Annotated in this window: 22 protein-coding genes; 9 read left to right on the top strand and 13 right to left on the bottom strand. The window is 43.2% G+C overall.

The annotated features are described in order from the left end of the window. Nucleotide 1 precedes the first annotated feature (1 nt). The 3 genes from MHI48_RS15360 to MHI48_RS15350 form a co-directional block, all read right to left on the bottom strand. Complete coding sequence (locus MHI48_RS15360; RefSeq protein WP_405144556.1) at nucleotides 2-394, bottom strand: hypothetical protein; 393 nt, start codon at nucleotides 392-394, stop codon at nucleotides 2-4. A gap of 293 nt (nucleotides 395-687) precedes the next feature. Continuing rightward, the gene (locus MHI48_RS15355) at nucleotides 688-1,719 is read right to left on the bottom strand and encodes a ketopantoate reductase family protein (RefSeq protein WP_405144555.1); all 1,032 of its coding nucleotides are present in this window, start codon (nucleotides 1,717-1,719) and stop codon (nucleotides 688-690) included. Nucleotides 1,720-1,733: 14 nt separating this feature from the next. Then, nucleotides 1,734-2,480 (bottom strand): acetoacetate decarboxylase, encoded by a 747-nt coding sequence (locus MHI48_RS15350; RefSeq protein WP_340982517.1) that lies wholly within the window; start codon nucleotides 2,478-2,480, stop codon nucleotides 1,734-1,736. 151 nt (nucleotides 2,481-2,631) lie between these two features. On the opposite strand from MHI48_RS15350, the gene MHI48_RS15345 reads away from it, so the two are divergent. Further along, the gene (locus MHI48_RS15345; RefSeq protein WP_036615729.1) at nucleotides 2,632-3,519 is read left to right on the top strand and encodes a LysR family transcriptional regulator; all 888 of its coding nucleotides are present in this window, start codon (nucleotides 2,632-2,634) and stop codon (nucleotides 3,517-3,519) included. An 87-nt stretch (nucleotides 3,520-3,606) separates the two neighbouring features. Here the strand turns inward: MHI48_RS15345 and MHI48_RS15340 are convergent, their stop codons facing one another. Next, nucleotides 3,607-5,013 carry a glycoside hydrolase family 4 gene (locus MHI48_RS15340; RefSeq protein ID WP_405144554.1) on the bottom strand — a complete coding sequence of 469 codons (1,407 nt, stop codon included), beginning with the start codon at nucleotides 5,011-5,013 and terminating at the stop codon, nucleotides 3,607-3,609. A gap of 176 nt (nucleotides 5,014-5,189) precedes the next feature. Here MHI48_RS15340 and MHI48_RS15335 point away from each other — a divergent pair, with 176 nt between their 5' ends. After that, a complete protein-coding gene (locus MHI48_RS15335) occupies nucleotides 5,190-6,041 on the top strand; it encodes an AraC family transcriptional regulator (protein WP_127548602.1) in 852 nt (283 codons plus the stop codon). A gap of 98 nt (nucleotides 6,042-6,139) precedes the next feature. Here MHI48_RS15335 and MHI48_RS15330 read toward each other — a convergent pair whose 3' ends face one another. Further along, the gene (locus tag MHI48_RS15330) at nucleotides 6,140-7,264 is read right to left on the bottom strand and encodes a phosphotransferase enzyme family protein (protein WP_255319837.1); all 1,125 of its coding nucleotides are present in this window, start codon (nucleotides 7,262-7,264) and stop codon (nucleotides 6,140-6,142) included. Between the two features lie 131 nt (nucleotides 7,265-7,395). Continuing rightward, entirely contained in the window at nucleotides 7,396-8,313 is a 918-nt protein-coding gene (locus MHI48_RS15325) for an ArsR/SmtB family transcription factor (protein WP_405144552.1), read from the bottom strand. Between the two features lie 224 nt (nucleotides 8,314-8,537). Here MHI48_RS15325 and MHI48_RS15320 point away from each other — a divergent pair, with 224 nt between their 5' ends. After that, entirely contained in the window at nucleotides 8,538-10,031 is a 1,494-nt protein-coding gene (locus tag MHI48_RS15320) for an alpha-N-arabinofuranosidase (RefSeq protein WP_405144663.1), read from the top strand. A gap of 626 nt (nucleotides 10,032-10,657) precedes the next feature. Here the strand turns inward: MHI48_RS15320 and MHI48_RS15315 are convergent. Together MHI48_RS15315 and MHI48_RS15310 are read right to left on the bottom strand one after the other, a co-directional pair. Continuing rightward, nucleotides 10,658-11,230 carry a hypothetical protein gene (locus tag MHI48_RS15315; protein ID WP_340029448.1) on the bottom strand — a complete coding sequence of 191 codons (573 nt, stop codon included), beginning with the start codon at nucleotides 11,228-11,230 and terminating at the stop codon, nucleotides 10,658-10,660. Between the two features lie 116 nt (nucleotides 11,231-11,346). Continuing rightward, the gene (locus MHI48_RS15310) at nucleotides 11,347-12,261 is read right to left on the bottom strand and encodes a DsbA family protein (RefSeq protein WP_405144550.1); all 915 of its coding nucleotides are present in this window, start codon (nucleotides 12,259-12,261) and stop codon (nucleotides 11,347-11,349) included. Nucleotides 12,262-12,395: 134 nt separating this feature from the next. Here MHI48_RS15310 and MHI48_RS15305 point away from each other — a divergent pair, with 134 nt between their 5' ends. Beyond that, nucleotides 12,396-12,743 (top strand): helix-turn-helix domain-containing protein, encoded by a 348-nt coding sequence (locus MHI48_RS15305; RefSeq protein ID WP_076210744.1) that lies wholly within the window; start codon nucleotides 12,396-12,398, stop codon nucleotides 12,741-12,743. A 162-nt stretch (nucleotides 12,744-12,905) separates the two neighbouring features. Here MHI48_RS15305 and MHI48_RS15300 read toward each other — a convergent pair whose 3' ends face one another. Continuing rightward, complete coding sequence (locus tag MHI48_RS15300) at nucleotides 12,906-13,370, bottom strand: NUDIX domain-containing protein (protein WP_036671529.1); 465 nt, start codon at nucleotides 13,368-13,370, stop codon at nucleotides 12,906-12,908. Nucleotides 13,371-13,481: 111 nt separating this feature from the next. Further along, entirely contained in the window at nucleotides 13,482-14,366 is an 885-nt protein-coding gene (locus MHI48_RS15295; protein WP_405144548.1) for a LysR family transcriptional regulator, read from the bottom strand. A 124-nt stretch (nucleotides 14,367-14,490) separates the two neighbouring features. Here MHI48_RS15295 and MHI48_RS15290 point away from each other — a divergent pair, with 124 nt between their 5' ends. The 4 genes from MHI48_RS15290 to MHI48_RS15275 all read left to right on the top strand — a co-directional run bounded on the left by MHI48_RS15290 (nucleotide 14,491) and on the right by MHI48_RS15275 (nucleotide 19,182). Further along, the gene (locus MHI48_RS15290) at nucleotides 14,491-15,501 is read left to right on the top strand and encodes an alpha/beta fold hydrolase (RefSeq protein WP_405144546.1); all 1,011 of its coding nucleotides are present in this window, start codon (nucleotides 14,491-14,493) and stop codon (nucleotides 15,499-15,501) included. A 186-nt stretch (nucleotides 15,502-15,687) separates the two neighbouring features. Then, the gene (locus MHI48_RS15285; RefSeq protein WP_405144545.1) at nucleotides 15,688-17,292 is read left to right on the top strand and encodes a hypothetical protein; all 1,605 of its coding nucleotides are present in this window, start codon (nucleotides 15,688-15,690) and stop codon (nucleotides 17,290-17,292) included. A 90-nt stretch (nucleotides 17,293-17,382) separates the two neighbouring features. Next, a complete protein-coding gene (locus MHI48_RS15280; protein WP_036615758.1) occupies nucleotides 17,383-18,273 on the top strand; it encodes a sugar ABC transporter permease in 891 nt (296 codons plus the stop codon). Between the two features lie 18 nt (nucleotides 18,274-18,291). Further along, entirely contained in the window at nucleotides 18,292-19,182 is an 891-nt protein-coding gene (locus MHI48_RS15275; RefSeq protein ID WP_405144543.1) for a carbohydrate ABC transporter permease, read from the top strand. A gap of 105 nt (nucleotides 19,183-19,287) precedes the next feature. On the opposite strand, the gene MHI48_RS15270 is transcribed toward MHI48_RS15275, so the two are convergent. Further along, nucleotides 19,288-21,033, bottom strand: a complete 1,746-nt coding sequence (locus MHI48_RS15270; RefSeq protein WP_405144541.1) for a sensor histidine kinase — start codon at nucleotides 21,031-21,033, stop codon at nucleotides 19,288-19,290. Nucleotides 21,034-21,061: 28 nt separating this feature from the next. Next, on the bottom strand, nucleotides 21,062-22,678 hold the full coding sequence (locus tag MHI48_RS15265) for a helix-turn-helix domain-containing protein (protein ID WP_405144540.1): 1,617 nt from the start codon (nucleotides 22,676-22,678) through the stop codon (nucleotides 21,062-21,064). A 187-nt stretch (nucleotides 22,679-22,865) separates the two neighbouring features. Between MHI48_RS15265 and MHI48_RS15260 the strand changes: the two genes are divergently transcribed. Continuing rightward, nucleotides 22,866-23,141, top strand: a complete 276-nt coding sequence (locus MHI48_RS15260) for a hypothetical protein (RefSeq protein ID WP_405144538.1) — start codon at nucleotides 22,866-22,868, stop codon at nucleotides 23,139-23,141. A gap of 232 nt (nucleotides 23,142-23,373) precedes the next feature. Here the strand turns inward: MHI48_RS15260 and MHI48_RS15255 are convergent, their stop codons facing one another. Continuing rightward, a complete protein-coding gene (locus MHI48_RS15255) occupies nucleotides 23,374-24,030 on the bottom strand; it encodes a hypothetical protein (RefSeq protein ID WP_143781405.1) in 657 nt (218 codons plus the stop codon). Nucleotides 24,031-24,058 lie beyond the last annotated feature (28 nt).

Below are 24,058 nucleotides of genomic sequence, written 5' to 3'. Positions count from 1 at the left end.
TTCAAAACATTTTCACCATCTTACGATATGTGTCCAACAACCTCTGGTAATACTCTTTCGTATTCCTTATATAACGATTAACACCTCTGGAAGAGTTAAGTGCTTCATGCGCGTGCTGAATAGCGATATCACGGTTTTCTGCTTTAAGTTCAATACCCGCGAGCAATGTTGATCGCATCCACTGTTTTTTAATGGATTGAAGTCTTTCACGCGCATCTTCACTTTTCCCGTCTTCCAAGAGTAGAATGGTTTCGTAATATGTACGGTAGTCCGATAAGCCGATATGAGGTACAGCTTGCCGAATGGCAAACATATCCTTGCGATATAATCCGTAAGCTGCCTTGAACTGTGCTTGTGTTGTTCTTCGCTTATATTTCTGCATAATTTGCTCCATAACTAGTTCTACCTCATCATCAAGTCTGTTTGCAAGAACATAAATAATGTATGTCCCATACAACCAAATAAAACCCGAATTACCCCCAAGATTTCCTCATATGTATCTCCTTCGAATAGAAAAATAACCAGCAAGTCTATATTATATCAAATTTAATTCCCCTTTTTGTATAATATTAGGAAAAAAAATCACGAAGAATATTCTATCTGTAGCAAAATCAAGCCTGATTAGATTTACTGATACAACAAAAAAGCCGCTATATTAGCGACTTTCAGTTGAAATAATTGAATTTATTATTGTCCACTTAATAGTTCTTCAAAAGCTTTTATGTTCGTGTCAAAATCAGGAACGGTAAGAGTTTCTTCAGCAGATTTGACCAGTTTTACAACTAAATCATTATAAGGTGTCGCAATTCCGGTACCTTCTGCCCTGATTGAAACAACCCCGTTAATATAATCAATCTCCGTTTTGCGGTTTTTCTCTAGATCTTGAAGCATGCTTGCTTTGAGCAGTCTGGAGGGCTCCATCACGTAACGTAATGTTTTCACCCGTTCAGGGATATCTTCTTCGCTGTTCAGTTCGAGTGAAGCGATGTCGAATCCATTCATTTTAACCAAGGTAACCCCATTGGCGCGAGCAACTTTAATCGTCTCGTCCGCAATATGAGCTGCACTCACAATGCCGGCTTCATGATCGATAATGTCTCCGTATTCCCCATTCAATGCAGCCGATAAACCACTAAATGCATTGTTGATCAGCAATTTGGACCATTTGGTTCCAACCAGGTTATCGGAAATATGAGTTCCACCCACAAGGTCCAACACCGATTTTACGCGTTGAATTCGTTCGGTAATTTCACCATTTAATTCGCCAATCTGAAAAGCATACTGCTTAAATTGAGTGTACTCGGTAGTCAGACTTGATACACCTGGTTCAATGAACGTAGCGCCGAATTCAACGGAGCCAGCAATGACACGTTTTTCACCCACAATGGACGCCACTTTTTCTTCCGGAATCCCGTTCTGCAACGAACACACCATACTTTCTTCTTTCAAGAATGGAAGTAATTCCTGAAGAATGGAATCGTTGTAGAGTTGTTTGGTTAAAAGTAAAACAAGGTCATACTGTCCTGATTTCTGATCAGGAGTAATTGCTTTTACTTTGGCCTGAAACTCTGTGGTACCCGTCACTTTAGCACCCGTCTGATTTAAAGCATCTACATGTTCTTGATATGCATCAATTAACTCAACGTCAAGTCCACCATCCGCAAGGTATGCACCCACGATGGTTCCCAAAGATCCTGCTCCTACAATTGCAATTCTCATTTTATTTTTCCTCCTTATTTCTCTTCCAGGTAGTTATATACAGGTTGTGCTGCGTTTAAGGTTAGGTTGGTAAGGATATGAGAAGCGGACAACACTTCCAGCACAGGCAGATCTGCAAGAGGTGCCAACGCATGTTCGAACAGTTGAAGCCGGGCAGGTCCTGTCCAGGCCTCCTTCACTTCGATGTCCGTAATTTGAGTACGGATCAGATCACATATTCTTAAATTCCCGGTATAGTCGGTAGCAATCTTAATCATAAAATTAGGTCGGCATATTTCACGTTTCGCGAACTCTTTATCCAACTCCACATGTTTATAGCCCATCGTTGCCGTGGCTACACGCAGCGTTCCATAATCAAGTGTGCCAACAAGTGTATCCGAATCGGTATACAACTTGGGTGCGCCCAGCTTTTTCGGATAGGCCGTGAGCTCTCGACCACTCGCAATCGCGGGGAAATTGTCTACGTACATCGAATGCACATAATCGCCTTCCTCCCCATTGAATTGCACAGGAATGACTTGTCCAGCTTCTGTATATGCACCCAGTCCAGAAACATCTGGCATCCACATCACTTCGAATTTAACCAAAGGTTCCGTAATTGCCAGAGGCTCTGGTACGGCTGCCCGCAACGCTTTTTCATCGGTCCGGTAAATAATATTCAAATATTCACGATTCACGAATTTGTACGGTGGCATTGGATATGCCGGAGCCGTTAGGGGTGTATTCAGATTTTTAGCTATGTTATTCACATCGATTTTCATCAAAGACACCTACCTTATAAATTTAGTTGAATTTTGTTATTTAAAATTTGATCTGTATCTCATAAAAAAATTCTACATCAATATTTAAATTTAATATAATACATAATAAGTACTATATATATTTATCAGAATAAATAAGGAGTGCAGATAAATGGAATTGCTTCAGCTAAAATACTTTCAGACCGTTGCCTATACTGAACATATCTCCAAGGCAGCTGCCCAATTGAATATTGCTCAACCTTCCCTAAGCTTAACGATTAAAAGACTTGAGGATGAACTGGGTACCCCCTTATTCCACAGGAGAGGAAGAAACATTCAATTGAATTCCTCAGGTGAGATTTTATTGAAGCATGTAAACCGGATTTTTATTGAAATTGAAAATGCAGAGATGGAGATTAAAGCGGAGGAACAGCAAATATCCAATACAATCAGGATCTCGATTACGAATACTCGGTTCCTCACAGGTCTCATTAGTGACTATATCAACGGTTCCCCTGAAACCAAGCTTCATCAGGGTATTGGGACCCGCAGTGAAATTATTACAGGTTTGAAGAAAAATGACATGCATCTGGGCATTACGGGGCATCCGATTCAGGATGAGGAGATTGAGAGTGTTGTTCTTGTTGAGGAGGACATTGTTCTTGTTGTGCCCACGGATCATGCATACGGCGGAGAAACAAGCATTTCATTAAGTGTTGTTGCAAATGAGCCCTTTATTTCCCTTGCCGATAATAAGGAGTACAGCCGCTTTACAACTATGCTCTGTGAAAAAGCAGGTTTCCTCCCCAATCATGCATTTGAGGTCGATTCTCATACCCTGCTTGAAATTATCAGCCTTAATCAAGGTGTTGCATTAATTCCGATCTCCGTATGTAGAGCACTGGGGTTACGTTATGTAAAAATTGCTGATGATTCAGCCATATATCCCATTAGCCTATCCTGGGTCAAACAAAAATGGTTATCTCCTATTGTTCGAGAATTTCGTGATTTTATTACTTCGTACTATGAAGACCATGCTAGCTTGTTTAAAGTGGAGTAGGATTTCTTGATACATGACAAAAGATAAAAACAAAGACCACGTTAGTCCCATGGAAGGAACCGACGTGGTCTTTGATCGTTATCGTTCTTAGTTATACTGCAGTCTGTCCTTATACCAAATGTCCGGAATCATCTTACGCTCCAGCTCCAACAATTCATGGATGATCTTGTCCGCGTCACTGATGGAACTCACGAGCGGGTCGGTGAGCATCGCCCTTCTCAGCTTCTCGTAGCTCTGTTCCAGAACAGCTTCAACCGTAAGCTCATGCGTATCCAGTACAAGTTCTTGCATCCCTCTTATCCCACGCGGCATCTCGCCTACATGGAGTGGTTTCGACCCATCCATATCTACATCGCATAGTAGTTCCAGGAACGAATCGTTATTCATATTGGTTACCGCACCTTGATTGAGCGTATTGATGAAGAACTTTTTGCCCAAGTTCCCCACCATATTTTCGATGATATCTGTCGCATGATCTGGTCCGAAGGTGCTCATATAATCGGCAATCGGAATGTTCCCCGCAAGGAAGTCATCCACCTGCTTCCACATTTCGTCATGACGCTGATATCTGTCCTCTGTCTCCCAGATCGATAATGGAGGAATGGTATCTGCAGTTTTTCCAAGACCCTGCCAATACCGAACGTATTCCTTTGTATGCGCCGTACAAGTAGGAATGATTCCGAAAATATCATACAGTTCATAGGTAATCGCATCGTTAAAAAGAGCTTTTGCGCCGCGATCACCGCCGTTATTCTCATCACCTGCCAGCTTGCGCATGGCTTCTGCAATTGTGGGCATCACATTTTTTCCTTCATACTCGGCTTTGAGCAGCCAAGTGAAATGATTGACACCCGCGATGCGAAAATCGAATTTCTGGTCTATTTCTGCGGTGAACTGGCTTGTATTTGCAATGATTCCGGCTCGTACAGCGTAATAGGCTTTTTTATGCGGCATATGATGACTATCGCACAGCGCAAACGATTTAAGCTTCGGAGCATATCGATGTAATGCGATGCCATGAACGGTAGACGGGTTAATATAATTGATCACCCACGCATCTGGACACAGCTCCTCTATGTCTTTGGCGCATTCCATAATAACCGGCAGTTCCCGCATCGCGCGAAAGATCCCGCCCGGGCCAATCGTATCACCGGAACACATGCGAATCCCATACTTTAGAGAAACCTGGCAGTCGATGCCCCGATATTTCACCGATTCTTCCGCAAAGCTGAGTACAACGAAATCGGCTCCAGGAAGCACCTGTCTTCGGTCCACCGAGCCCTCAATCTTTAGGGATACGTTGTTCTCCTTGGCGACCATTTCCGCTAGTTTTACCATTTTTGAGAGCCGTTCCTCGTTCGTATCCACCAAAGCCAGCGTTCCCTGATTCAAATATGGGGAGTGTACCATCTGCCAGATGGACTGACGACCAAAAAACAGGCTACCCGCCCCAATAACAACTACCTTTGGATGTTGTGTACTTGTAGCATTCATCAATACCCCCTCCTCTTAACGATATAAGTTCATTATAGGTGAGTGAGCTGGAATCGGAATGTGTGATAGTTTTCAAAACATGTCATATCGTACGATAGTTAACAAGAGATAAATCCTTTGTTATGATAGTAAAATATAAAGGATGTCATAAAGTCGAGAGGATTAGGTTGGATTAGATGCACACAGGAACTGTAAATATGAGTATAATCGACGAACTTTCGGAGTATATCACACTTCGCATGAGCTCTTATTTGGAACAAACGCACGACAGTAATTGGACGGAGCACAAGGCTCATTCCGATTATGATCTGTGGTTCATTACAGCAGGCTCCGTCCAGATTACCATCGATGGAATCGAGCATATCGCAGGCCCGGGTGACGTGGTGTTTTTTTATCCGGATATGCCCTATATTGCTTCCACGACCGGAGAGATGTGCCGATTCGTATACATGCACTTTGATTTCAGCATCGCTGAGCAAAAGCGAATTCTCGGCGAGTTTCAGCTCCCGGGCATCGTACCTGGCAATCTGATTCAAGAGGAATCAACGCTATTCACCTCGTCCTATCGAAGATTCAAGCAGAGTGGCGGCGCTTCCGCCAGTCCACTTTATTTGAAAGCCTCTCTACTTCTCGTCATCGCCAAAATTTTAGAATTACACGGGCAAGGCCTGTATCACGGTGAGTTTCTGAAAGACCGAAAACCGAAGAAGATCGAAGGAAGTCTGGAAGTTCTGCAAAATGTCTTCCCATACGTGGATGCGAATCTGCATCGTGCCATCCGAGTTAACGAACTTGCAGACATTGCTGGCGTCTCTGAGAAATATTTTATTTCTTTGTTCAAAAAAATTCTCGGTATTACACCGGGGCAGTATATCAATCAGATCAAAATGAACCGGGCCAGAGACTATCTGTACGAGAAAAAATATACGATCCAGCAAATTGCCGGATTTCTGGGTTATCCCGATCCCTTTACGTTCTCCAAAGCATTCAAAAAATTCTACAACGTGCCCCCTTCCAAATTTGAATAACATACCGCAGACAAACAAAGAGGCAACCGGTCGATCCGGCTGCCTCCGCACTTGATGAATCCTTGGTTATTCAGGGTTTAGTTTACGTACAGGTCCCTTCAGCGTCCCTCGTACTCAAAAGGAGCTTCAGTGGAATACATCTCATGGAAAAATCCTTTATACGGTATATCCTCTTCCAGACATTTAATGAGATACAACAGTTCTTCGTTAGCTTCCGGTTCTTCGCCAGCACGCTGCATTTCCTCAAATTGACCTAGAATATTCTCCAAGAGAGTGACTTGAATAAATAAAGGCAGCTTCTCCAGCATCGAATCTTCGATCTTGGTTTCGGAAGTATATCCAGCGAGGGCGGTTTGGAAATAGTCATCCATGAACTGTTTGCGTTTATCCGCATCCGGCTCAAATTGTATCCAGCCCATACCATGTGACCATAGATCAGCCAAATCATACATATACCAACCGAAGCATGAATTATCAAAATCATACACGGTGATCTCACCGGTATCAAAATCGATCGAGTAATTTCCATCGTTATAATCAAAATGGATCATGCCGAATGTCTCTTGGTTTGTATCCAAACCTTGTAAGGTATTCAGGAGCTCAACCATCTTCTCCTTAAGCAGAGGGAATGATTCAGGTACCAGGTTATCAATATATTCACCGCTGTAATTGTCAATCAAATGATGCCGGCGATGGACGGGAGTGTACCCTTTCGATAGTTGATGCATCCTGCCCAGAACTTTTCCGCTATTATAATAGTATTCGCTAAGTGGGACCCCTTCACGGTACTGATAATGGTTTTCTACCAGCAACTTCCCCTTGGCTTTTACAAACATACAGATAAAGAACGTATGCTCATTATAAGTGATCTCTTCTAACAGATGACCCTTTTTCGAGCTAACTACATTCGAGACACTTGCACCGTGCTCAAACAGATACCGGACATACTCCAGTTCGGCAATGTAATCTTCCCGCTTTCTGTCAGGCAAAAAAGACACCCGTAGAATTAGCGATTCACGCCCCTCTTGCTCGCAAGTGTAAACGACATTACGTCCACCCTCATGAGGCGGAATAAGCTGAATATTGTAACCCTCCAGATGAAACAACTCGGGTACCAGCGTCAGTACATGTGTATTGCTGATGTTAACAGCTTCGTTAAAATTAATAATAATCTCCTCCAGTAAACATTGTTTGGACGGTTTCCCGCAGTGCAATGTCCACAAAAGGAATCTCTGTAATGCAAATATCCTTCTGTGAACCTAAAGCAAAATCACCTTGTTAGACATTTAAAAACGCTCCTTTTTGTTCAGATGGTTACATCTTATCCTAATATTCCACATTTTACTAGCCAAATTTATAACTCAGCAGCCTCGTAATAGTACCGTATCAAAATGTCCTGATCGTAGTTGCCAAACCCTTTCCCGAACAACGTAAGTCCGCCTCGACCGGGCACCCCTTCTTCCGGTCTTAATCCAAACGTCCAGTAAGTGGATGAATCCAGCTCCAGATCATGGATACGCACATCTGAGATGCGCTGGCTATCCATAAACGTCCCTTCTCCGTTAATACGCAGCACCTTCAGTACACCATACTGGTTGACGTCCAATTTCCACCATAACGGTGTATGTTTGCCCTTCCGATCTCCAAAATCCCCTGGGCTTGTCCAGGTTCCGAGGTGATGACCATTAAGGGAAAAACGGATGTCAGAAGGCCAGTTTTCATTAACTTGGGGTGCTTCCGAACTGAGTTCGAGTGAAATTTCAATTTCCTGGAGATGCTGTTCTGTATTCAGATAATTGGGGATCTTATATTCCAGAAAACCTTGTGCAAACCAAAGAATACCTGCATTGACCCGATCCGGGTCCATAAAGCAGGCAGGCGTGTCGTACTGTCCAATCATCTGCGTAGTTGTCGCAATCCCGCAGGTCGGCCATGCTTCATAATCTGTATATTGACCTACCGGAATAGAGACTTCATGATAAGGAGCATCAACTGGTTCAGGGGAGAGATTGATAGTCATAAATTCTTGCAGAATAAAGCAGTATTTATACGTTCCACCGTTCTCACGCTTCATGCGGCTGCCTACGATGCCCGCTTTCTGCAATTTGCTCACATGTGTACTAACGATGGCTTTGCTCAGATACAGCTCTTTGGCAAGCGCATTGATATGCATTTCCCTGTTTTGCAATAATAAGCGAACGATATTTAAACGGACCTCGCTGGCGAGCGCCTCATATATGATCAAGGATGTGGCATCCGTGCCAAGCATCATGAACTTCACTTCCCTATCTCTATAGAATCCATATATTATTGATTTAGAATTCGTTATTTAGCGAACCCTGCGAAATAAACTTGCTCAACATAATAGCATTATGATACACATTAGATAACAAATCAATCTGTTGATTTTGCTTTTATGCGAACTCATCTTGAAATAAAGTTTATTACACACCTAAAATTAATTCTATGGAGGTTTTCCCATTGCTTACATCCAAAATGCTTATCGATAAAGATTTTCAGATTGCTGAAGTAGATCCGCGTGTCTATGGTTCATTTATAGAACATCTGGGACGGGCCGTATACGGCGGAATTTATGATCCAGGTCATCCCACGGCAGATGCTCAAGGTTTCCGTCAGGATGCCATTGAAGCGATTAAAGCTTTGAATGTGCCAATTGTTCGTTATCCGGGCGGCAATTTCGTATCCGGTTACAATTGGGAGGACGGCGTTGGTCCGGTAGCGGAGCGTAAACGCAGACTTGAACTCGCTTGGTGGACGATTGAAACAAATGCGGTAGGAACAAACGAATTTGCAGATTGGGCCAAACTGGTTGGAACCGAAGTCATGATGGCTGTAAACCTGGGTACTCGCGGCATTGATGCGGCCAGAAACCTGATCGAATACTGCAACCACCCATCTGGCACATACTGGAGTGATCTGCGTATCTCTCACGGTTACAAGGACCCGCATAAATTCAAAACCTGGTGTCTAGGCAACGAGATGGACGGCCCTTGGCAGATTGGTGCAATGACTGCATATGAATATGGCCGTATTGCCAATGAGACCGCTAAAGCGATGAAATGGGTAGACCCGGAAATTGAGCTTGTGGCTTGCGGAAGTTCCAGCCGTGACATGAGTACATTTGCAGATTGGGAAGCAACCGTGCTGGATCTCACCTATGAAAATGTGGACTACTTGTCCCTGCATCAGTACTACAACAATAATAAAGACAACACGTATGACTTCCTGGCGACATCGCTGGATCTGGATCAATTTATTGATAGTGTGGCTTCGATCTGTGATTTTGTACAAGCCAAGAAACGCAGCAAAAAGAAATTAATGCTGTCTCTGGATGAATGGAATGTCTGGAAATCCATCGGCACAAGCCGTATGGAGGAACGGTGGCAGATTGCACCTCCAGAGTTTGAAGATGTGTATACACATGAAGATGCTCTAGCTGTGGGCTGTTACCTGATTACCATACTCAAGCATGCCGACCGTGTAAAAATGGCTTGTCTTGCTCAGTTGATTAACACCATTGCACCAATCATGACGGAAAATAACGGAGCAATCTGGTTCCAGACGACGTATTTCCCATTCATGCATGCATCCAACTTCGGTCGTGGTACGGTGTTGCGATCCATCACAACTTCACCTAAATATGATTCCAAAGACTTTACAGATGTGCCTTATCTCGAAGCGATCAGTGTGCATGATGAAGAGAACGGCACGATCACAATCTTTGCGGTGAACAGACATCTGGATGAGAAGTTGGAACTGAATGTGGATCTGCGCTCCTTCGGAGAAACGACATTTGTGGAGCATATTGTATTGGAGAACAACGACTTGAAAGCCACCAATACTAAAGAAAACCCACGTAACGTTGTTCCTCACAACGGCGGATATACAACGGTTGACGAGGGTAAAGTGCAAGCAGTCTTGAACAAAGCATCATGGAACGTGATTCGCCTCAAAACCAAACAGGCTTAATAAGAGCGGGATAGAGTTTTCTCCTACTCTGCAACATCAGCATTGTTTTTCGCACCGCGTGTAGCTCCCTGCGCGCGGTGCTTTTTGCTGTATGATGGCAAACGGCCCAACTACATAGTTCCAAAGTTAGAAGTGTGGCGCGTATTTGAAACCTCATTTTTTATTCCTCGCAACGAACGAATTTAACGAACACAGGGAGTCTTATTTAACCCGTTTCGGGCGAATTTTAATTCTAACGAACACAGGAGAAGCTATGCTGCAGAATCAGCCCCTTTTCCACACTATATCTTACATTTTGCAGCAAATAGGGTGTGTCATGTTCGTTAGAATTTTAATAGCTTGATATTGACCCGAATACGGTTTCTGAGGTTCGTTAGCGCTGAGCAAGCATGCGAAATCGAGCTGGTTCGAACCTCATATACAGCATAAGCAAATAAGCCACCCTCCGTTTGGCGTACGGAGAGCAGCTTGCAGTGAAGCATCTAGCGAAGAAGCTGAAACAGAACAGAGAGAAGATAAGGAACAGAACAGATCAGAAAGAGATCAAATCACCCAACACACTAGCAATGCTTCCTTCCCAAATGCAACGAAGGTTGTGTTCTAATTCACGATTTTCATTTCAAGTATTATCCTTGTTGTGCTTCCTCTTCACCTTCGGTTTCAGCCTGAGCTGCTTGGCTTGCTGGAGTCATCAGCCCTTGAACTGCCCCCATAAATGGCTGAATCTGCTTAATCATGCCATACCCCATTTTGACCACAGGTGTAAACCGCTGGATCATGCCAAACAACCGCATACCCCCGCCTAACATACCTCCAATCGAGCCTGCACCGCCAAAGCCACCTAACAATGAGCCTAGCATAGGCATGAAAGATGATACCTGGGCTTGCCTAGACGCTGAGCGAGACATCGACCGGGATCGTATTTGCGACTTACGTGTGCTGTTCACCCGTTTACGGTTTCGAGAGGATGCTGTTTTTCTCGTAGCCCCTGCTTTAGGTTTGGTTTTGCGAGCACTGCCTTCAGATGAGGGTGCTGTGATTGCGGCCTGAGTAAGCTTTCCGCCCCCGGTAAGCACTACGCCTTCGCTGTTAACACCAGAGATGTACCCGACGTACGTCTCGCCATTATGAAGAGTCACGCAGACTGGGCGATCCTTGAGCCGTTTCACCCGGACGTGTATTTCATTGGTTTTAGCCATGGAATTCACCTCACTTGACTTGATCTACTTCAGTCTACGCAATGGGTGGACGACTTGCCTGTGCGAATAACACATCCGTGTGCCGAAAGCAGGAAGATTCTAACACGGCTCCTGCCTCAGATATGCTCAATATACATCTCATCCAAAATATGACCCATACGATATGTGTGCTCTGCCAATTCAGATTTCACATATGATTCAATATCACTCTTTTCGATATTGTACAAGACCTCAATTTCTTTAGAAAAAAGAAGGTGTCCTTCATTGATTTTCTGCTCCAACGAGGTTATCTGTTTGGGTTTCAGATCACTACCGAGCACCTGCTGAAGTGCTTGCACATATGTTTCAAGAGAACGCGCTCCGACAATTTTCATACCCTGGTTCTCTTCATTCACAATGATAATGGATGGGAAACCTCTAACTCCCAAACTAGCCACACTCTCAAAGTCTTCCTCTAATAACTCTTGTGCAGATTGCTCTGCAGCCGCCTCAACTATTTCTTTTCCATTCAAGCCCAGTTGATTGACGATATCCGTCAGCACATCATCTTCTCCAATATTTCGATTAAATGCAAACACGGCTTCACGCGCACGTCTTAAAAAGTCCTGCTCTTTACCAGGGTGTGTACTCTGAATGACCTTAAATACGCGAGATGGCGGATAGGAAGAAAGTATTGGATTATCATGCCATAAGGAACCGTCGATGGGCATGCGTGAATGTTCACCCACTTCCTTCCAATGCTCTGCAACGTCCGAAGGTTTCTGAATCCCGTTAGCGCCATCCGAGAAACCATTCCAGTTAGCCAATAGCCCACCCATTTTGATTTGCAACGTAAAATAATGGCCGTATTCCTCAATAAACCGATGAAGCACAGGCTCAAGCGCCCAGCAGTGAGAGCAGATCGGATCTGTTGCGTAATATAGAGTTATCCTTTTCTCAACTTGATTCAGATTGATTTCTTGCATCGCCTCTTCCTCATTCACACCACATACGCCTGTTTCCAGATCACACATCATAGATTCGTTACTCACGTGTATCCCGCCTTTATATTGTCTTATGAATTGATTTTCTTGTGTTAGTTTGATTATAATGTCTACAATCTTCTGAACAAGTACGATTCTTTTTCTGACTTAGTATCAAAAAGTATACTATTGGAGGGTATCAAGTGAAATACGAGTTTAATTTTGATCAGTTATGTCCAGCGACTTATGCATTTCAGGTCATTGGAGGCAAGTGGAATCTTCCGATCCTGGCAATCCTCAGTGAAAATGACTGTATACGTTACAATGAATTAAAAAGAAGACTGCCTGGCATTACCGGAACGATGTTAACGAACTGTTTGAAAGATTTGATTCATTCCGGCATCGTGCATCGGGAGCAATATAACGAGGTGCCACCGAGAGTGGAGTATTCGCTCACAGAATCAGGCAAGGAATTGGTTCCTTTAATTGAATCCATGGTAATATGGGGTCAGAAAAATATGACAGCAGGCGTGAAGCAACAAGAACTATAACTCCTGGCCTAGTGTAACCCCTTATCATAGATGTTCATTTTTGAATCGCTCTGTACACTTTGTTCAACGACAAAAAGGCTATTTCACTGGATCATCGTGTCCTTTGAAATAGCCTTTCCTTTATAAATACAAGACGGTCACTTGTTTACGACGTGTACACATCTAACTATTCAGGTCGTCATCTTCCTCATTTCCTAAATACATAACCGTTTTTTCTCCCTCAACCAATCTAATGATCTGCTTTCGTAATTTTGAAGGAAATAAAGGTAGTTCGTATATATCTTTAATTTCGAGCCATTCATATTCCGCTTGGTTTTCGTCACTTGGCAGAATAGAACTATCTTGGTCTATCAAACCTATGTACTCGCATAAAAAAACAAAATCTACACGATGAAGAGCTTCACCGTATACCCCTTCAATTACGAATTCCAGTGATAACGGTTCTACATCTATTCCGATTTCTTCCGCAACTTCACGCTTCACCGCATCCGTCAGGGTTTCACCTGCATTCTGGCTCCCACCAGGCAGAATGTAGATGACTTCATCATTATCATCCTGCTTCATTGCAAGCATTCTCCCGTCTTTAATGATCAATGCTTTTGCAGAATTTCTAATCTTTCTCTCCATTGCTAATCCCCCATATATATCTGTATCATGTTGTTGAAGGTTGATTCCATTTAACCTCACGATCTCCATGAAGAATATTTTAACACATACATCTAAACAAATTCTGAACAATCAAATCAACTCACTCTTGGCGACCTCCATGAAAGCAGCCATAGACGGAGAGATCCATTTTTCCCGATGCCAGAGCATTTGCGCAGAAAAGGATACATCTGATAAATCCCACGGTAGTGCAACCACTTCCCCATCGCTCAACTCTTTCTTCAAAGCCATTTCAGGTAATAAAGCGATCCCTAGACCAGCCGCAACACATTGTTTAATGGCTTCTACACTATGAAACTCCAGCTGTGTCAGAGCATCCACACCTTTCTTCGTTATGGATTGGTCAAAATAAGTGCGATACGAACAGTTCTTTTCGGTCAGCAAAAAATGCTGTTTGTGGAAGTCATCAATGACCAACGCGGAACGCGATGCTAACATATGATCGGGAGAAACCACCATTTGAAAGGTCTCATCCTTTAATAACTCTGACTGAAGGTCTTTAGAATTAATAGGCTCATCCAATACAAAAACGACATCGGCATGCCCTTCTCTCAGACTCGATTTGAGCTCTTGCCCAGACAAGGGGCGGAACAATAACCGCACACCAGGATAGTCCGCTCGGAAGCGTTTGAACAAGGCTGGAAGAAGATATGCACACAGCACTTCGTCTGCTCCGATCACAACCGTTCCCGCCAATTCTCCGTGCTGACTAGATATGCACTTTGCTTCCTCTACATCGTTTAAAATCTTAGTGGCGTACGGCAGAAACTGTTGGCCAGCATCTGTTAACACAACCTTTTTGCCTAATCGATCCAGCAATTTCACCCCAAGCTCTTCTTCCAGCGATTTGATTTGCATGGTTATGGTAGACGGTACATAGCTCAATAATTCAGCAGTTTGACTAAAGCTGCACGTCGATGCAAGTGTCCAAAAGGTTTTTAGCTGGCGTATTTCCATGAGTCAGGTACCTCCTAAGTTCAAAATAAATGAATGATATGTTCGATAACGTTTCGTTGAATTGATAATAGACGTATTGTAGAGTGAAATCAAGTTATTACTATTTTATAAGGAGAATCAATCTATGAACGATTATGAAACATATAACCTTGGAGATACATTACTTCAATCGGGACAACAGCTCCCTCAAGCCTTTATCGCTTACAAGACCTATGGAAACTTAAACGCGGCAAAGGACAATGTTATTGTTGTCCCAACATGGTTTGCTGGAATTCACACAGATAATGAATGGTTAATTGGAACGGACAAAGCACTGGACCCCAGTCGTTATTTTATCGTTGTGCCCAATATGTTGGGTAACGGGTTATCGTCTTCTCCAAGTAATACCCCTGCCCCATATGATAAGAACAACTTCCCTATGATCTCCATGTATGACAATGTACATGCCCAACATCAACTCATCACTCAAAAATTCGGTATCTCCAAAATCAAACTTGTTGTGGGCTGGTCTCTGGGAGCCATGCAGGTTTATCAATGGGGAACCAGTTATCCTGAGATGGTTGAGCGTATTGCCCCCTTTGGCGGAACGGCAAAGAGCAGACCCCATACACAGTTGGTATTCGAAGCAATGATCGCGGCGTTACAGACAGATTCAGTTTATAAAAATGGTAGATATGAACGCCCTCCGGTTGCCGGTCTCGCAGCGATGGGAAGAGCTTATGCTCCATGGGGGTTCTCGCAGACGTATTATTTGGAGAAATTGTACCAATCTGAGGGTTTCGACTCCTTGAAATCTTATGTAGAAGATTACTGGGATCAGGTATTTCTTCCCTTCGATGCTAACGACTTGATTACCATGTTGCGTACAGGAATCTATGGAGACATTAGCGATAATCCCGTAGATGACGGCAACTTCGAACAGGCGTTAAGCAAGATCACTGCTCCTGCACTCGTTATGCCAGGATCAAGTGACTTGTTTTTCACGCCAGAAGACAGTTCGTATGATGCTCAGCATATGCCAAACGCGGTGTATCAACCTATAGAGTCCAAGTGGGGACACTGCTTTGGAATCGGAGCAAACGAAGAGGATTCACTCGTTATCGATCGTCATCTAAAGCAATTTTTGGAGTCATGAGTAAAAAAAGAAGGAGCACAAAGTAAAAAAAGTGCACAAAGCTCATTATTCTTTTCTCCGCTACAACTCAAAAGTAAAAAAAGATACCAGTTCTCGTCAATAACCTTTATATCCCGTTCCCCCTTTCTCGTTTAGAATATTTTCAAGTAAGCGTTATTGAAATATGACTGATAAGGGGGAAAAGAAATGAACAAGAAAACGAAAGCCTTAGTCTTGTCTGTGTGCATGTCAACCTTATTACTCGCAGCCTGTAGCAATGGAAGCGGTGCCGATAAAGGTTCAACGACGGACACGGATTCCAACGAGGCTGGAACGACCACCATTCATACCGTAACATCAGAATACTCTTCTGCAAAATATCCAAAGGGCGACGATATCACCAACAATGTATGGATTAAGCGATACAAAGAGAAGTTTAATATTGATGTCAAAACAGACTGGGTTAGCGATGAATACGATACAAAACTCAATTTGGCTATCGCATCGAACGATCTTCCTGACGTATTCAGAGTTAATCCATCCCAACTGAGACAGTTAGTCGAAGCAGATATGGTCATGGACCTTTCCGAGGTCTTTGATCAACACGCTTCAGATCGCCTCAAAGGTTACATGGAAGCAGATGCGGACAGTTATGAGTCTGCAAAGAAGGACGGTAAGCTGTACGGGATACCACAGATGCACTGGGGATTAATTGAACAACCAGACTTCATCTGGATCCGGAACGACTGGAAAGAAGAATTGGGAGTCCAAGATCCGAAATCTGTGGAAGACATCAAAAATATCGCACTCAAATTCATGGAAAAGCACGGTGGTTATGGTATAGCGGTAGACCAATCGTTGGATTACCTCAACCTGCTCGCCATTGCATGGAATGCGCATCCGGATATGTGGATGGAGGATAGCACTGGAAAACTCGTGTACGGCTCCGTGCAGCCTGAGATGAAAAATGCGCTGGCTGAGTGGTCAGAATGGTACAAGCGAGGCATCATTGATCCGGAATTTGCAATCAAAGACTTTAATGCGATGAACGCGGACATTGTAGCCGGCAAAGTGGGAATGCAGCCTTATTACCAATGGTGGGGTTATAATCCGGGTGTCGACACAGTATCCAATCTGGGTAAGGACGCTATCTTCTACCCTTATATCATCCCTACCGTTGATGGAAAAGAAGCCAAACAATCCATTTTCTTCGCCAACAACAATTATATCGTTATGAAAAAGGGATTTAAGAGCCCTGAAGAAGTGATCAAAATTTTGAACGACTACGCTTATATTGTGGATGAAGGCAATGGCAAGGAATCCACAGAAACGTTATCCGCCTTGCTGGACAACGATATTGCCCATGTTGTTGGAGCGTTCCGTGTACTTAATCCGAATTCCGATTACGAGCAATTTGAGGCGGTCTCCGCTGCCCTTCAATCCAAGGATACCAGTGGACTCACAACTTCGGGTATGTGGCAAAAATATAACAACAGTGTGGAATTCATGGAGAATGCAACCCCAGGAGCAGTTGGTGATTATTTGCAACAAGGGGCTCCAAAGAATGCGTATGGTCTTGCCAAGAAAGTACTGGACAGCGAGAACTATACAAAGACGGCCTTATGGGGTGTTACGCCAGAAATACTTTCAAGCTACGGAACAACCTTGGATGATATCCTGACCGAAGGTTTCACCAAGATCATTATGGGTAGCGAAAGTATCGATTATTTCGATGTTATTGTCCAGAATTGGCTTGCAGCCGGGGGCGATGACGCAACTCAGGCAGTTAATGAAGCCTACGGGAAGAAATAATTTCGTTTGTCACAAAGAGGGGATGAGGGTCATCCCTCCCCTTTATTTGATAGCGATTACATTTGGCGTACGATGAACGGAGGAATATGTATGTTGAGAAAATGGAAGCAGCAGAGTCCTTACCATCTCATGTTGATTCCAAGCCTGGTCTTGGTCTTCATCTTTTGTTACATCCCTTTCTACGGACTTATTATTGCGTTTCAGAAGTACAATCCGGGCCTCGGATTCAACTCGCCATGGGTAGGATGGGATAATTTTACCCACATATTTAATCAGCCGAACTTCGTAAGAACGATCTGGAATACATTGTACATGTCTGTCTTTAAGATTATCGGTGGTATAATCGTACCCGTAATTTTCGCATTACTGCTTAACGAGGTATTGCACAGTGGAATCAAACGTACATTTCAAACCCTTGTCTACATTCCGAACTTCCTCTCTTGGGTCATTATGGCCGGCATCATGCTGGATATCCTTAGCTCCGACGGCATTATCAATACATTTCTAAGTGTATTTGGGATTGCACCGATCTCCTTTCTTGGCACACCCTCAATTTTTCCTTGGACGATGATTGTCAGTGATATATGGAAGGGTTTCGGCTTTGGCACAGTTGTTTATTTAGCAGCCTTAACTAGCATTGACCCGGGACTTTACGAGGCCGCGGTGATCGACGGAGCGAAACGGTGGAAACAAACCATCTACATTACGTTGCCTCTACTCATGCCAACCATTGTTTTAATGACCGTACTTTCACTTGGGAACGTACTCAATGCTGGCTTTGACCAAATCTATAATCTCTACTCCCCTGTTGTCTATCAGACCGGTGATATTATTGATACCTATGTCTACCGTTTAGGAATTCAACAAGCACAGTATTCAATTGGTACCGCTGTTGGGTTATTCAAATCGATCATTTCCAGTGTCCTCGTTGCTGTATCGTACATCCTGGCTTACAGAGTGGCTGGTTATCGTATCTTCTAAGAAGGAGGAACTCACATTATGATCTATGATAAAAGTATGAGCAGACGTGTGTTTCTTATCTTAAACTACACCATACTGCTTCTAATCTCTCTCCTATGTATTCTGCCGTTTATCAACCTGCTGGCTGTTTCATTCAGCAGCAGCGCAGCTGTATCTGCGGGGAGTGTTACGTTCTGGCCTGTGGAATTTACGACAAAAGCCTATGAATTTGCATTAACTGGAGGATCATTTTTCTCCTCTCTCTGGGTAGCCATTCAACGAACTGTTATCGGAACGGTGGTGAATCTGGTTCTGATCGTACTCACGGCTTATCCCCTCTCCAAATCCAAACAAAAATTGATGGGGCGTAATATCTATATGGGATTTTTCATAATAACCATGTTATTCAGTGGAGGACTAATTCCAACCTATCTCGTGGTCGTCAAAATGGGACTGATCGATTCCATCTGGTCTCTGATCCTGCCTGGGGTCCTCCCCGTATTCAGCATGATTATCCTCATGAATTTCATTCGGGGGCTGCCCGAAGAGATTGAAGAATCAGCCATTATCGATGGTGCTGGGCCTGTACAGGTATTGCTTCGTATTCTACTCCCACTTCTCAAGCCCGCTCTCGCTACGGTTGGTTTGTTCAGTATCGTTGCCCACTGGAATTCGTGGTTCGATGGCATTATCTATATGAACAATCCAGACAATTATCCATTACAAAGTTACCTTCAGACCCTGCTGCAAAGCTTTGAGCAAATCATGCTGAAATCTGGGTCAGACTATACGCAGCTGTTGTCCATGATGAACGCCAGAACGGGGCGCGCCGCTCAGATGTTCTTGGGTGCCATTCCGATTTTACTCGTGTATCCGTTTTTACAGAAATATTTCACCAAAGGTTTGGTGCTAGGTAGCGTCAAAGGGTGAACAAAAGGGCTTGCAGTTCATACTGCGAGCCCTTTGTTTATATCTAAACTTATTTTTACGATCGCTGTATCGCATTATGAGATGCATAAATGAAAGCATGTATGACTATTTGGCTTCTAGGATGGCAGGCAGCAGAATGGAGAAAATGGTACCTTCACCCATTTTACTCTCCACCTGTATTCCATAGGGTTTACCAAAATGAAGTTGAATCCGCCGCTGCACATTATGCAATCCAATCCCATTCGTTCCCGTACTTGCACCGGGCTTCTCTTCCAATAGATTCTGCATCGTTTGATGATCCATACCAACACCATTATCGCAGACCTCGATCACAACTTCATCCAGTTGTGATTGAATTCGAATGGTGATGATTCCGTCTTCTTCCAGTTCAGCCAGACCATGAAAAATCGCATTCTCCACAATCGGCTGCAGGATCATTTTGGGCATGCGATAATCCAGCAGTCTATCCTCAACCTCATATCTCATTTGAATACAATCGTAGTACCTGACATTCTGGATCGTTACGTAATTCGTTATATTATCAAGTTCCTCACGAATGGTTACGAGGGTTCCATCGGATTTTGTTGCATAGCGGAGCATCGAGATTAAGGCATCGGTCATTTCCACGATTTTATCAGCCTGCTGCATCGAGGCAATCCATTTCACCGACCCAAGGGTATTATACAGAAAATGAGGCTTGATCTGGTCATGGAGCGCACGCATCTCGGCCTTGGCTTTCTCTATTTCTTCCTGCTGTATCCGTTCGACCAACCGCTTCAATTCATGCGACATTCTGTTAAATCGAATGGATAAATGTCCAATCTCATCTCTGGAGCCAATAGGTTCAACTTGTTCAAACTGACCTTTCTCGACTAAAGCAATATTCCGTAGCAGTTTTTTAATGGGAGTTGTGATCACGTGAGATAAAAAGATGGATATGACGGCAGCAAAAAGAACAATGACAATGGCAAGCGTCACCAGATTACGGCCCAATATTTTGCCATCAGCAGTGAGCTCATCCAAAGGCATATATAAGTAAGTTGTCCATTTTTGCTGACTAAGGGGACTGGTCACCACGACATTTAGTGATTCAGGCGGACGAACGTTGTCCCGAAACAGTGTCCCGATTAATCGTTCGTTCACGTTATATACGATCTTGTCATCCTCATCAACGATCATGAATCTGGAGCGCAGCCCTTCCTGCAAGTTTCGATTGACGATTTCGATGAATTTGATATCAATGCTGACAACAATCACGCCAAGCAGTTTTCCACTAGTCACATCATGAATTTTGCGAGCGTGTGACACTGCCAGTATTTTATTCTCCAATTGCTCGTCGATTCGTGTTGTAAGGGTAATGGTTCGATCTTTATCATGCATGAACTTTTTAAACCACAATTCGTTTGCTACTTTGAAGTTTGGATCAATGGGTTGATGTGGACTGACAAAAAGGTCTTGCCCCCCGTTCATATTGTAGAGGTAGATGGAGAATACGCGATCTTTCATCATGATATAATTCATCAGAATATTGTATGCGGCAATCTCATGTTGTTCATCCCCCTCTCGCAGGAAATCCTGGATCGGAAAACTCCCTTCATGAGTCGCAGACAGATTGTCACTAAGCCCATTGCTGGCGAGCAACGAAATTTTCTCAATCTCCTTGAGGAACTCATCAATGCGAATATTCGTCTGTTTGGCCAGATCGTTTAGCAACGTTGTATAGTTCTGTGCCAACAACCGCTCGGAGGAGTAATACGAATTGATTGTCATCACCAATACCGGAAGGATAATGACCGTCATACAGATCACCATAATTTTGTACTTGATTCGGAAGGGCCGAACATGCTTCATATGCTGCACCTCTATTCACCGATTACATTCATCCCTGCTGTAATTCTCGATATTCCTCAGGAGTGACACCTACCGATTTTTTGAAAATCTTACTGAAGTACGTGTAATTATGGTAGCCCACCTTTTCTGCGATTTCATACACTCTCATTCCTCTACTCAATAGATACGCCTTGGCATGTTCAATTCGAACTCGGGTCAAGTACGTGATAAAGTTCTCTCCTCGTTCCTGTTTGAACACACGGCTGAGATACGACGGATTCACACTAATTTGGCTAGCGATACTTTGCAGTGAGATATCTTCCGCATAATACTTGTCGATCAATTCAGTGGCGAGATCGGTGTAAGTGCTCTCCTGTTTGATTTGGGAATCGGTTTGGAAGTAATACGCAATATGAGCAAGCATATCTTGGTGGATATCCTCCCAATACTCCCCCTTTAGAACGATTTCATAGGGTGATTTTTCTGTTAAAGAAGGTGCACCTCTTTCCGTAGCTCGGGATAGATGAGAATGTATCGTTTCCATTACCATGATATATTGCTTGCGAATGCTATTCTCATCCGCTCGTAGCTGTTCCAGATTGGATCGGATTCCTTCAAGGAACTCTTCCGCCTTTTTGTTGTCTTTGCTTACCCATAACTTCAACAAATCTCGTTCTTGTTGCGAGCTTAAAGCCCCCTTAACTTCATGTCGATCTGGGGATTGAACCATATCATCGTAATACAACACCTGGTTGCTTCCTGTGAAGAAACTCTGTTGTAGAGCCGTTTCTGCCTCTTGGCAGGCCTTCCTGATGTGAAGGAAACCGGAAGTCATTCTACTTACCCCAGCCGTGAGCGATAGATTCATAAAATCCTTGATCGAAGACAGCAATTTATTACATAGTTTATTCAAGTCGGCGTGTACAGATTGGCTCTCAGGAAGTACATTGACGATCACCCAATATTCAGAGGAACTTTCAACAAAAATCTCTTTCTCCCACTTCGATGGAATGATCTCTTCCATAATATTAAGAATCGAAAATCGGAGCAACTTTTCCCCCTTCTCTACATATTTCCGCTTTGCATCCTCGTAATAGTTCACGATGAATTTCATGACAACCAACTGGTCCGAACGTATACGAAAATGCAGTTCTTCCGCTTTGGTGACGATATCCTCCTCACTAATGAATCCGCTTACAATATCTTGGAAGAAACTATCCTTTAGATATCTTAGGCTCTTGGAATAGTCCTGTGTTATAGAGGGTGTGTTGGTTGGGTGAACATGTTCACTTTGCAGTTTCTGTCCAACCGTGCTCAGGAGGTCAATAAGGGAGGATTCGGTGATCTCACTTTTAATCAAGTAATCTGAAGCGCCAAGTTTTAGCGCCTCTTTCACATAATGAAATTCGTCAAAATTACTCAGGATGACATACTTACATGTTTTCAGTACGCAGGAGGCCTCTTGTATAAGCTGTAGCCCATCCATAATCGGCATCTTAATATCTGTAATAATTAGATCAGGCATCACTTCAAGCGCAAGGCTTAATGCCTCTTTTCCATTTCCCGCCTCACCAACAACATAGAAATTGTACTCTTCCCAATTCAGCATGGAACGAATTCCAACCCGCATGAGCAATTCATCATCTACGATCATCAGTTTATACATGCGTATCCCCCAACATGAACCATTTTTAGATATTTTACCATTAAACGGACTCTTGCAAAGATGTCTAGCGAACCTTATTGAATTGCGGGTATCATAAATAACACTTTTACAGAACATACGTTCCTGTTATAATCAGATTATCGTATTTGGTGTAACATAACATGCCCGTCTGGAAAGGATACATATCATGAATTTATACAAGTTTGAATTAACGGTGAACGGATATCTATTACGTGTTCATTTCAGTGCATCTGAAGAAAGTGGTTTGAAATGGTGCAAACGAATTGCTTCTGAATTCCAGAATAACGTTGCCAATCTGGAGATCAAGGTTGATATACATAAAAAGCAGAAACAAAAGCATGCACGGGATTATCACGGAAAACCATATTTGTATGATAGGACACTAAGGAAAAAGCCGCTTGCGAAGAAAAATAAGGCGTCTGAATCATCTGCTATTATGTAAAGGTTACTAAAAGATGCTAAGATTCTCATCATATAGGCTAATTGGTTGGAGAGAATTTAATTCGGGTGTTCTCCACTATGCCGAACAGTTTAGCGCCTCTGTATACTCTTGTCCTTCCTGTCCTTCCTTTAATACCAAAGATAAAAGCTTGCTCCTATGTGGAACAAGCTTTTGTCCGTGTCAATTGTACTATATGCCAAGAAAGATTGTTGTTCACCGTTTGAGACACGCCCTAGTATCTCTCTGATTCCTTAAATATCATATAACGATGGACACCTCTGACAGCATGCATTGCTTCCTGTAATAGCTGAATCGCAGTTTCGCGTTGTCCCGCTTTTAGTTCGATCGCTGCAAGAAGCGAAGATCTCATCCAGACCTTGTTAATGGATTTCAAGTGTTCCCTCGCCTGCTCACTTCTTCCTTCTTCCATAAGCAAATACGTTTCATAATATGTACGATAATCCGATCTACGCATATTTTGCACCGCAGTACGAACAGCTACCAAGTCGTTGCGATAGATGCCATAGGCTGCATTATAGACTGCTTGGGTCCTTTTATTTGTGTCCTCATTTCTGATGCGCTCTATTGTGTGTTCCAATTCATCATCAAGTCTGTTTGCAAGAGCGTAATAGATATAAAGCTTTGGGGTATTCTCCTGTCTGCGTAGAAAAGCCTCGACGCGCTCCATGCGTGTTTCCCAACCCAGAGGATAAAAAATACGAATGGTAAACATGATCAGAGTAGCGGTGAGAACGACCCCAAGTATCCAAAACAGAGATTGGTCATTCATCTTCATGTACACAACAAATAAAAATACGGCCAAATAAAAAACAATATCCCACTTATACTTTCCCATCTCCATCTCCATCTCCATCTCCTTCATAGACATAAAAAAACTATTATATCAAAACAAACCC

Source organism: Paenibacillus sp. FSL H7-0942 (genome assembly GCF_045040715.1).
GTDB classification, from domain to species: domain Bacteria; phylum Bacillota; class Bacilli; order Paenibacillales; family Paenibacillaceae; genus Paenibacillus; species Paenibacillus amylolyticus.
The sequence above is the reverse complement of the archived record's forward strand: the minus strand, read 5'-3'. Positions and strand labels throughout refer to the sequence as shown.

Coding starts and splice junctions, on each gene's coding strand:
- MHI48_RS15295 (WP_405144548.1), bottom strand. CDS start 14,366: ATGGAAATACGCCAGCTAAAAACCTTTTGGACACTTGCATCGACGTGC.
- MHI48_RS15335 (WP_127548602.1), top strand. CDS start 5,190: ATGCACACAGGAACTGTAAATATGAGTATAATCGACGAACTTTCGGAG.
- MHI48_RS15345 (WP_036615729.1), top strand. CDS start 2,632: ATGGAATTGCTTCAGCTAAAATACTTTCAGACCGTTGCCTATACTGAA.
- MHI48_RS15285 (WP_405144545.1), top strand. CDS start 15,688: ATGAACAAGAAAACGAAAGCCTTAGTCTTGTCTGTGTGCATGTCAACC.
- MHI48_RS15290 (WP_405144546.1), top strand. CDS start 14,491: ATGAACGATTATGAAACATATAACCTTGGAGATACATTACTTCAATCG.
- MHI48_RS15355 (WP_405144555.1), bottom strand. CDS start 1,719: ATGAGAATTGCAATTGTAGGAGCAGGATCTTTGGGAACCATCGTGGGT.
- MHI48_RS15360 (WP_405144556.1), bottom strand. CDS start 394: ATGGAGCAAATTATGCAGAAATATAAGCGAAGAACAACACAAGCACAG.
- MHI48_RS15265 (WP_405144540.1), bottom strand. CDS start 22,678: ATGTATAAACTGATGATCGTAGATGATGAATTGCTCATGCGGGTTGGA.
- MHI48_RS15260 (WP_405144538.1), top strand. CDS start 22,866: ATGAATTTATACAAGTTTGAATTAACGGTGAACGGATATCTATTACGT.
- MHI48_RS15315 (WP_340029448.1), bottom strand. CDS start 11,230: ATGGCTAAAACCAATGAAATACACGTCCGGGTGAAACGGCTCAAGGAT.
- MHI48_RS15280 (WP_036615758.1), top strand. CDS start 17,383: ATGTTGAGAAAATGGAAGCAGCAGAGTCCTTACCATCTCATGTTGATT.
- MHI48_RS15325 (WP_405144552.1), bottom strand. CDS start 8,313: ATGATGCTTGGCACGGATGCCACATCCTTGATCATATATGAGGCGCTC.
- MHI48_RS15340 (WP_405144554.1), bottom strand. CDS start 5,013: ATGAATGCTACAAGTACACAACATCCAAAGGTAGTTGTTATTGGGGCG.
- MHI48_RS15275 (WP_405144543.1), top strand. CDS start 18,292: ATGATCTATGATAAAAGTATGAGCAGACGTGTGTTTCTTATCTTAAAC.
- MHI48_RS15320 (WP_405144663.1), top strand. CDS start 8,538: ATGCTTATCGATAAAGATTTTCAGATTGCTGAAGTAGATCCGCGTGTC.
- MHI48_RS15300 (WP_036671529.1), bottom strand. CDS start 13,370: ATGGAGAGAAAGATTAGAAATTCTGCAAAAGCATTGATCATTAAAGAC.
- MHI48_RS15350 (WP_340982517.1), bottom strand. CDS start 2,480: ATGAAAATCGATGTGAATAACATAGCTAAAAATCTGAATACACCCCTA.
- MHI48_RS15270 (WP_405144541.1), bottom strand. CDS start 21,033: ATGAAGCATGTTCGGCCCTTCCGAATCAAGTACAAAATTATGGTGATC.
- MHI48_RS15255 (WP_143781405.1), bottom strand. CDS start 24,030: ATGTCTATGAAGGAGATGGAGATGGAGATGGAGATGGGAAAGTATAAG.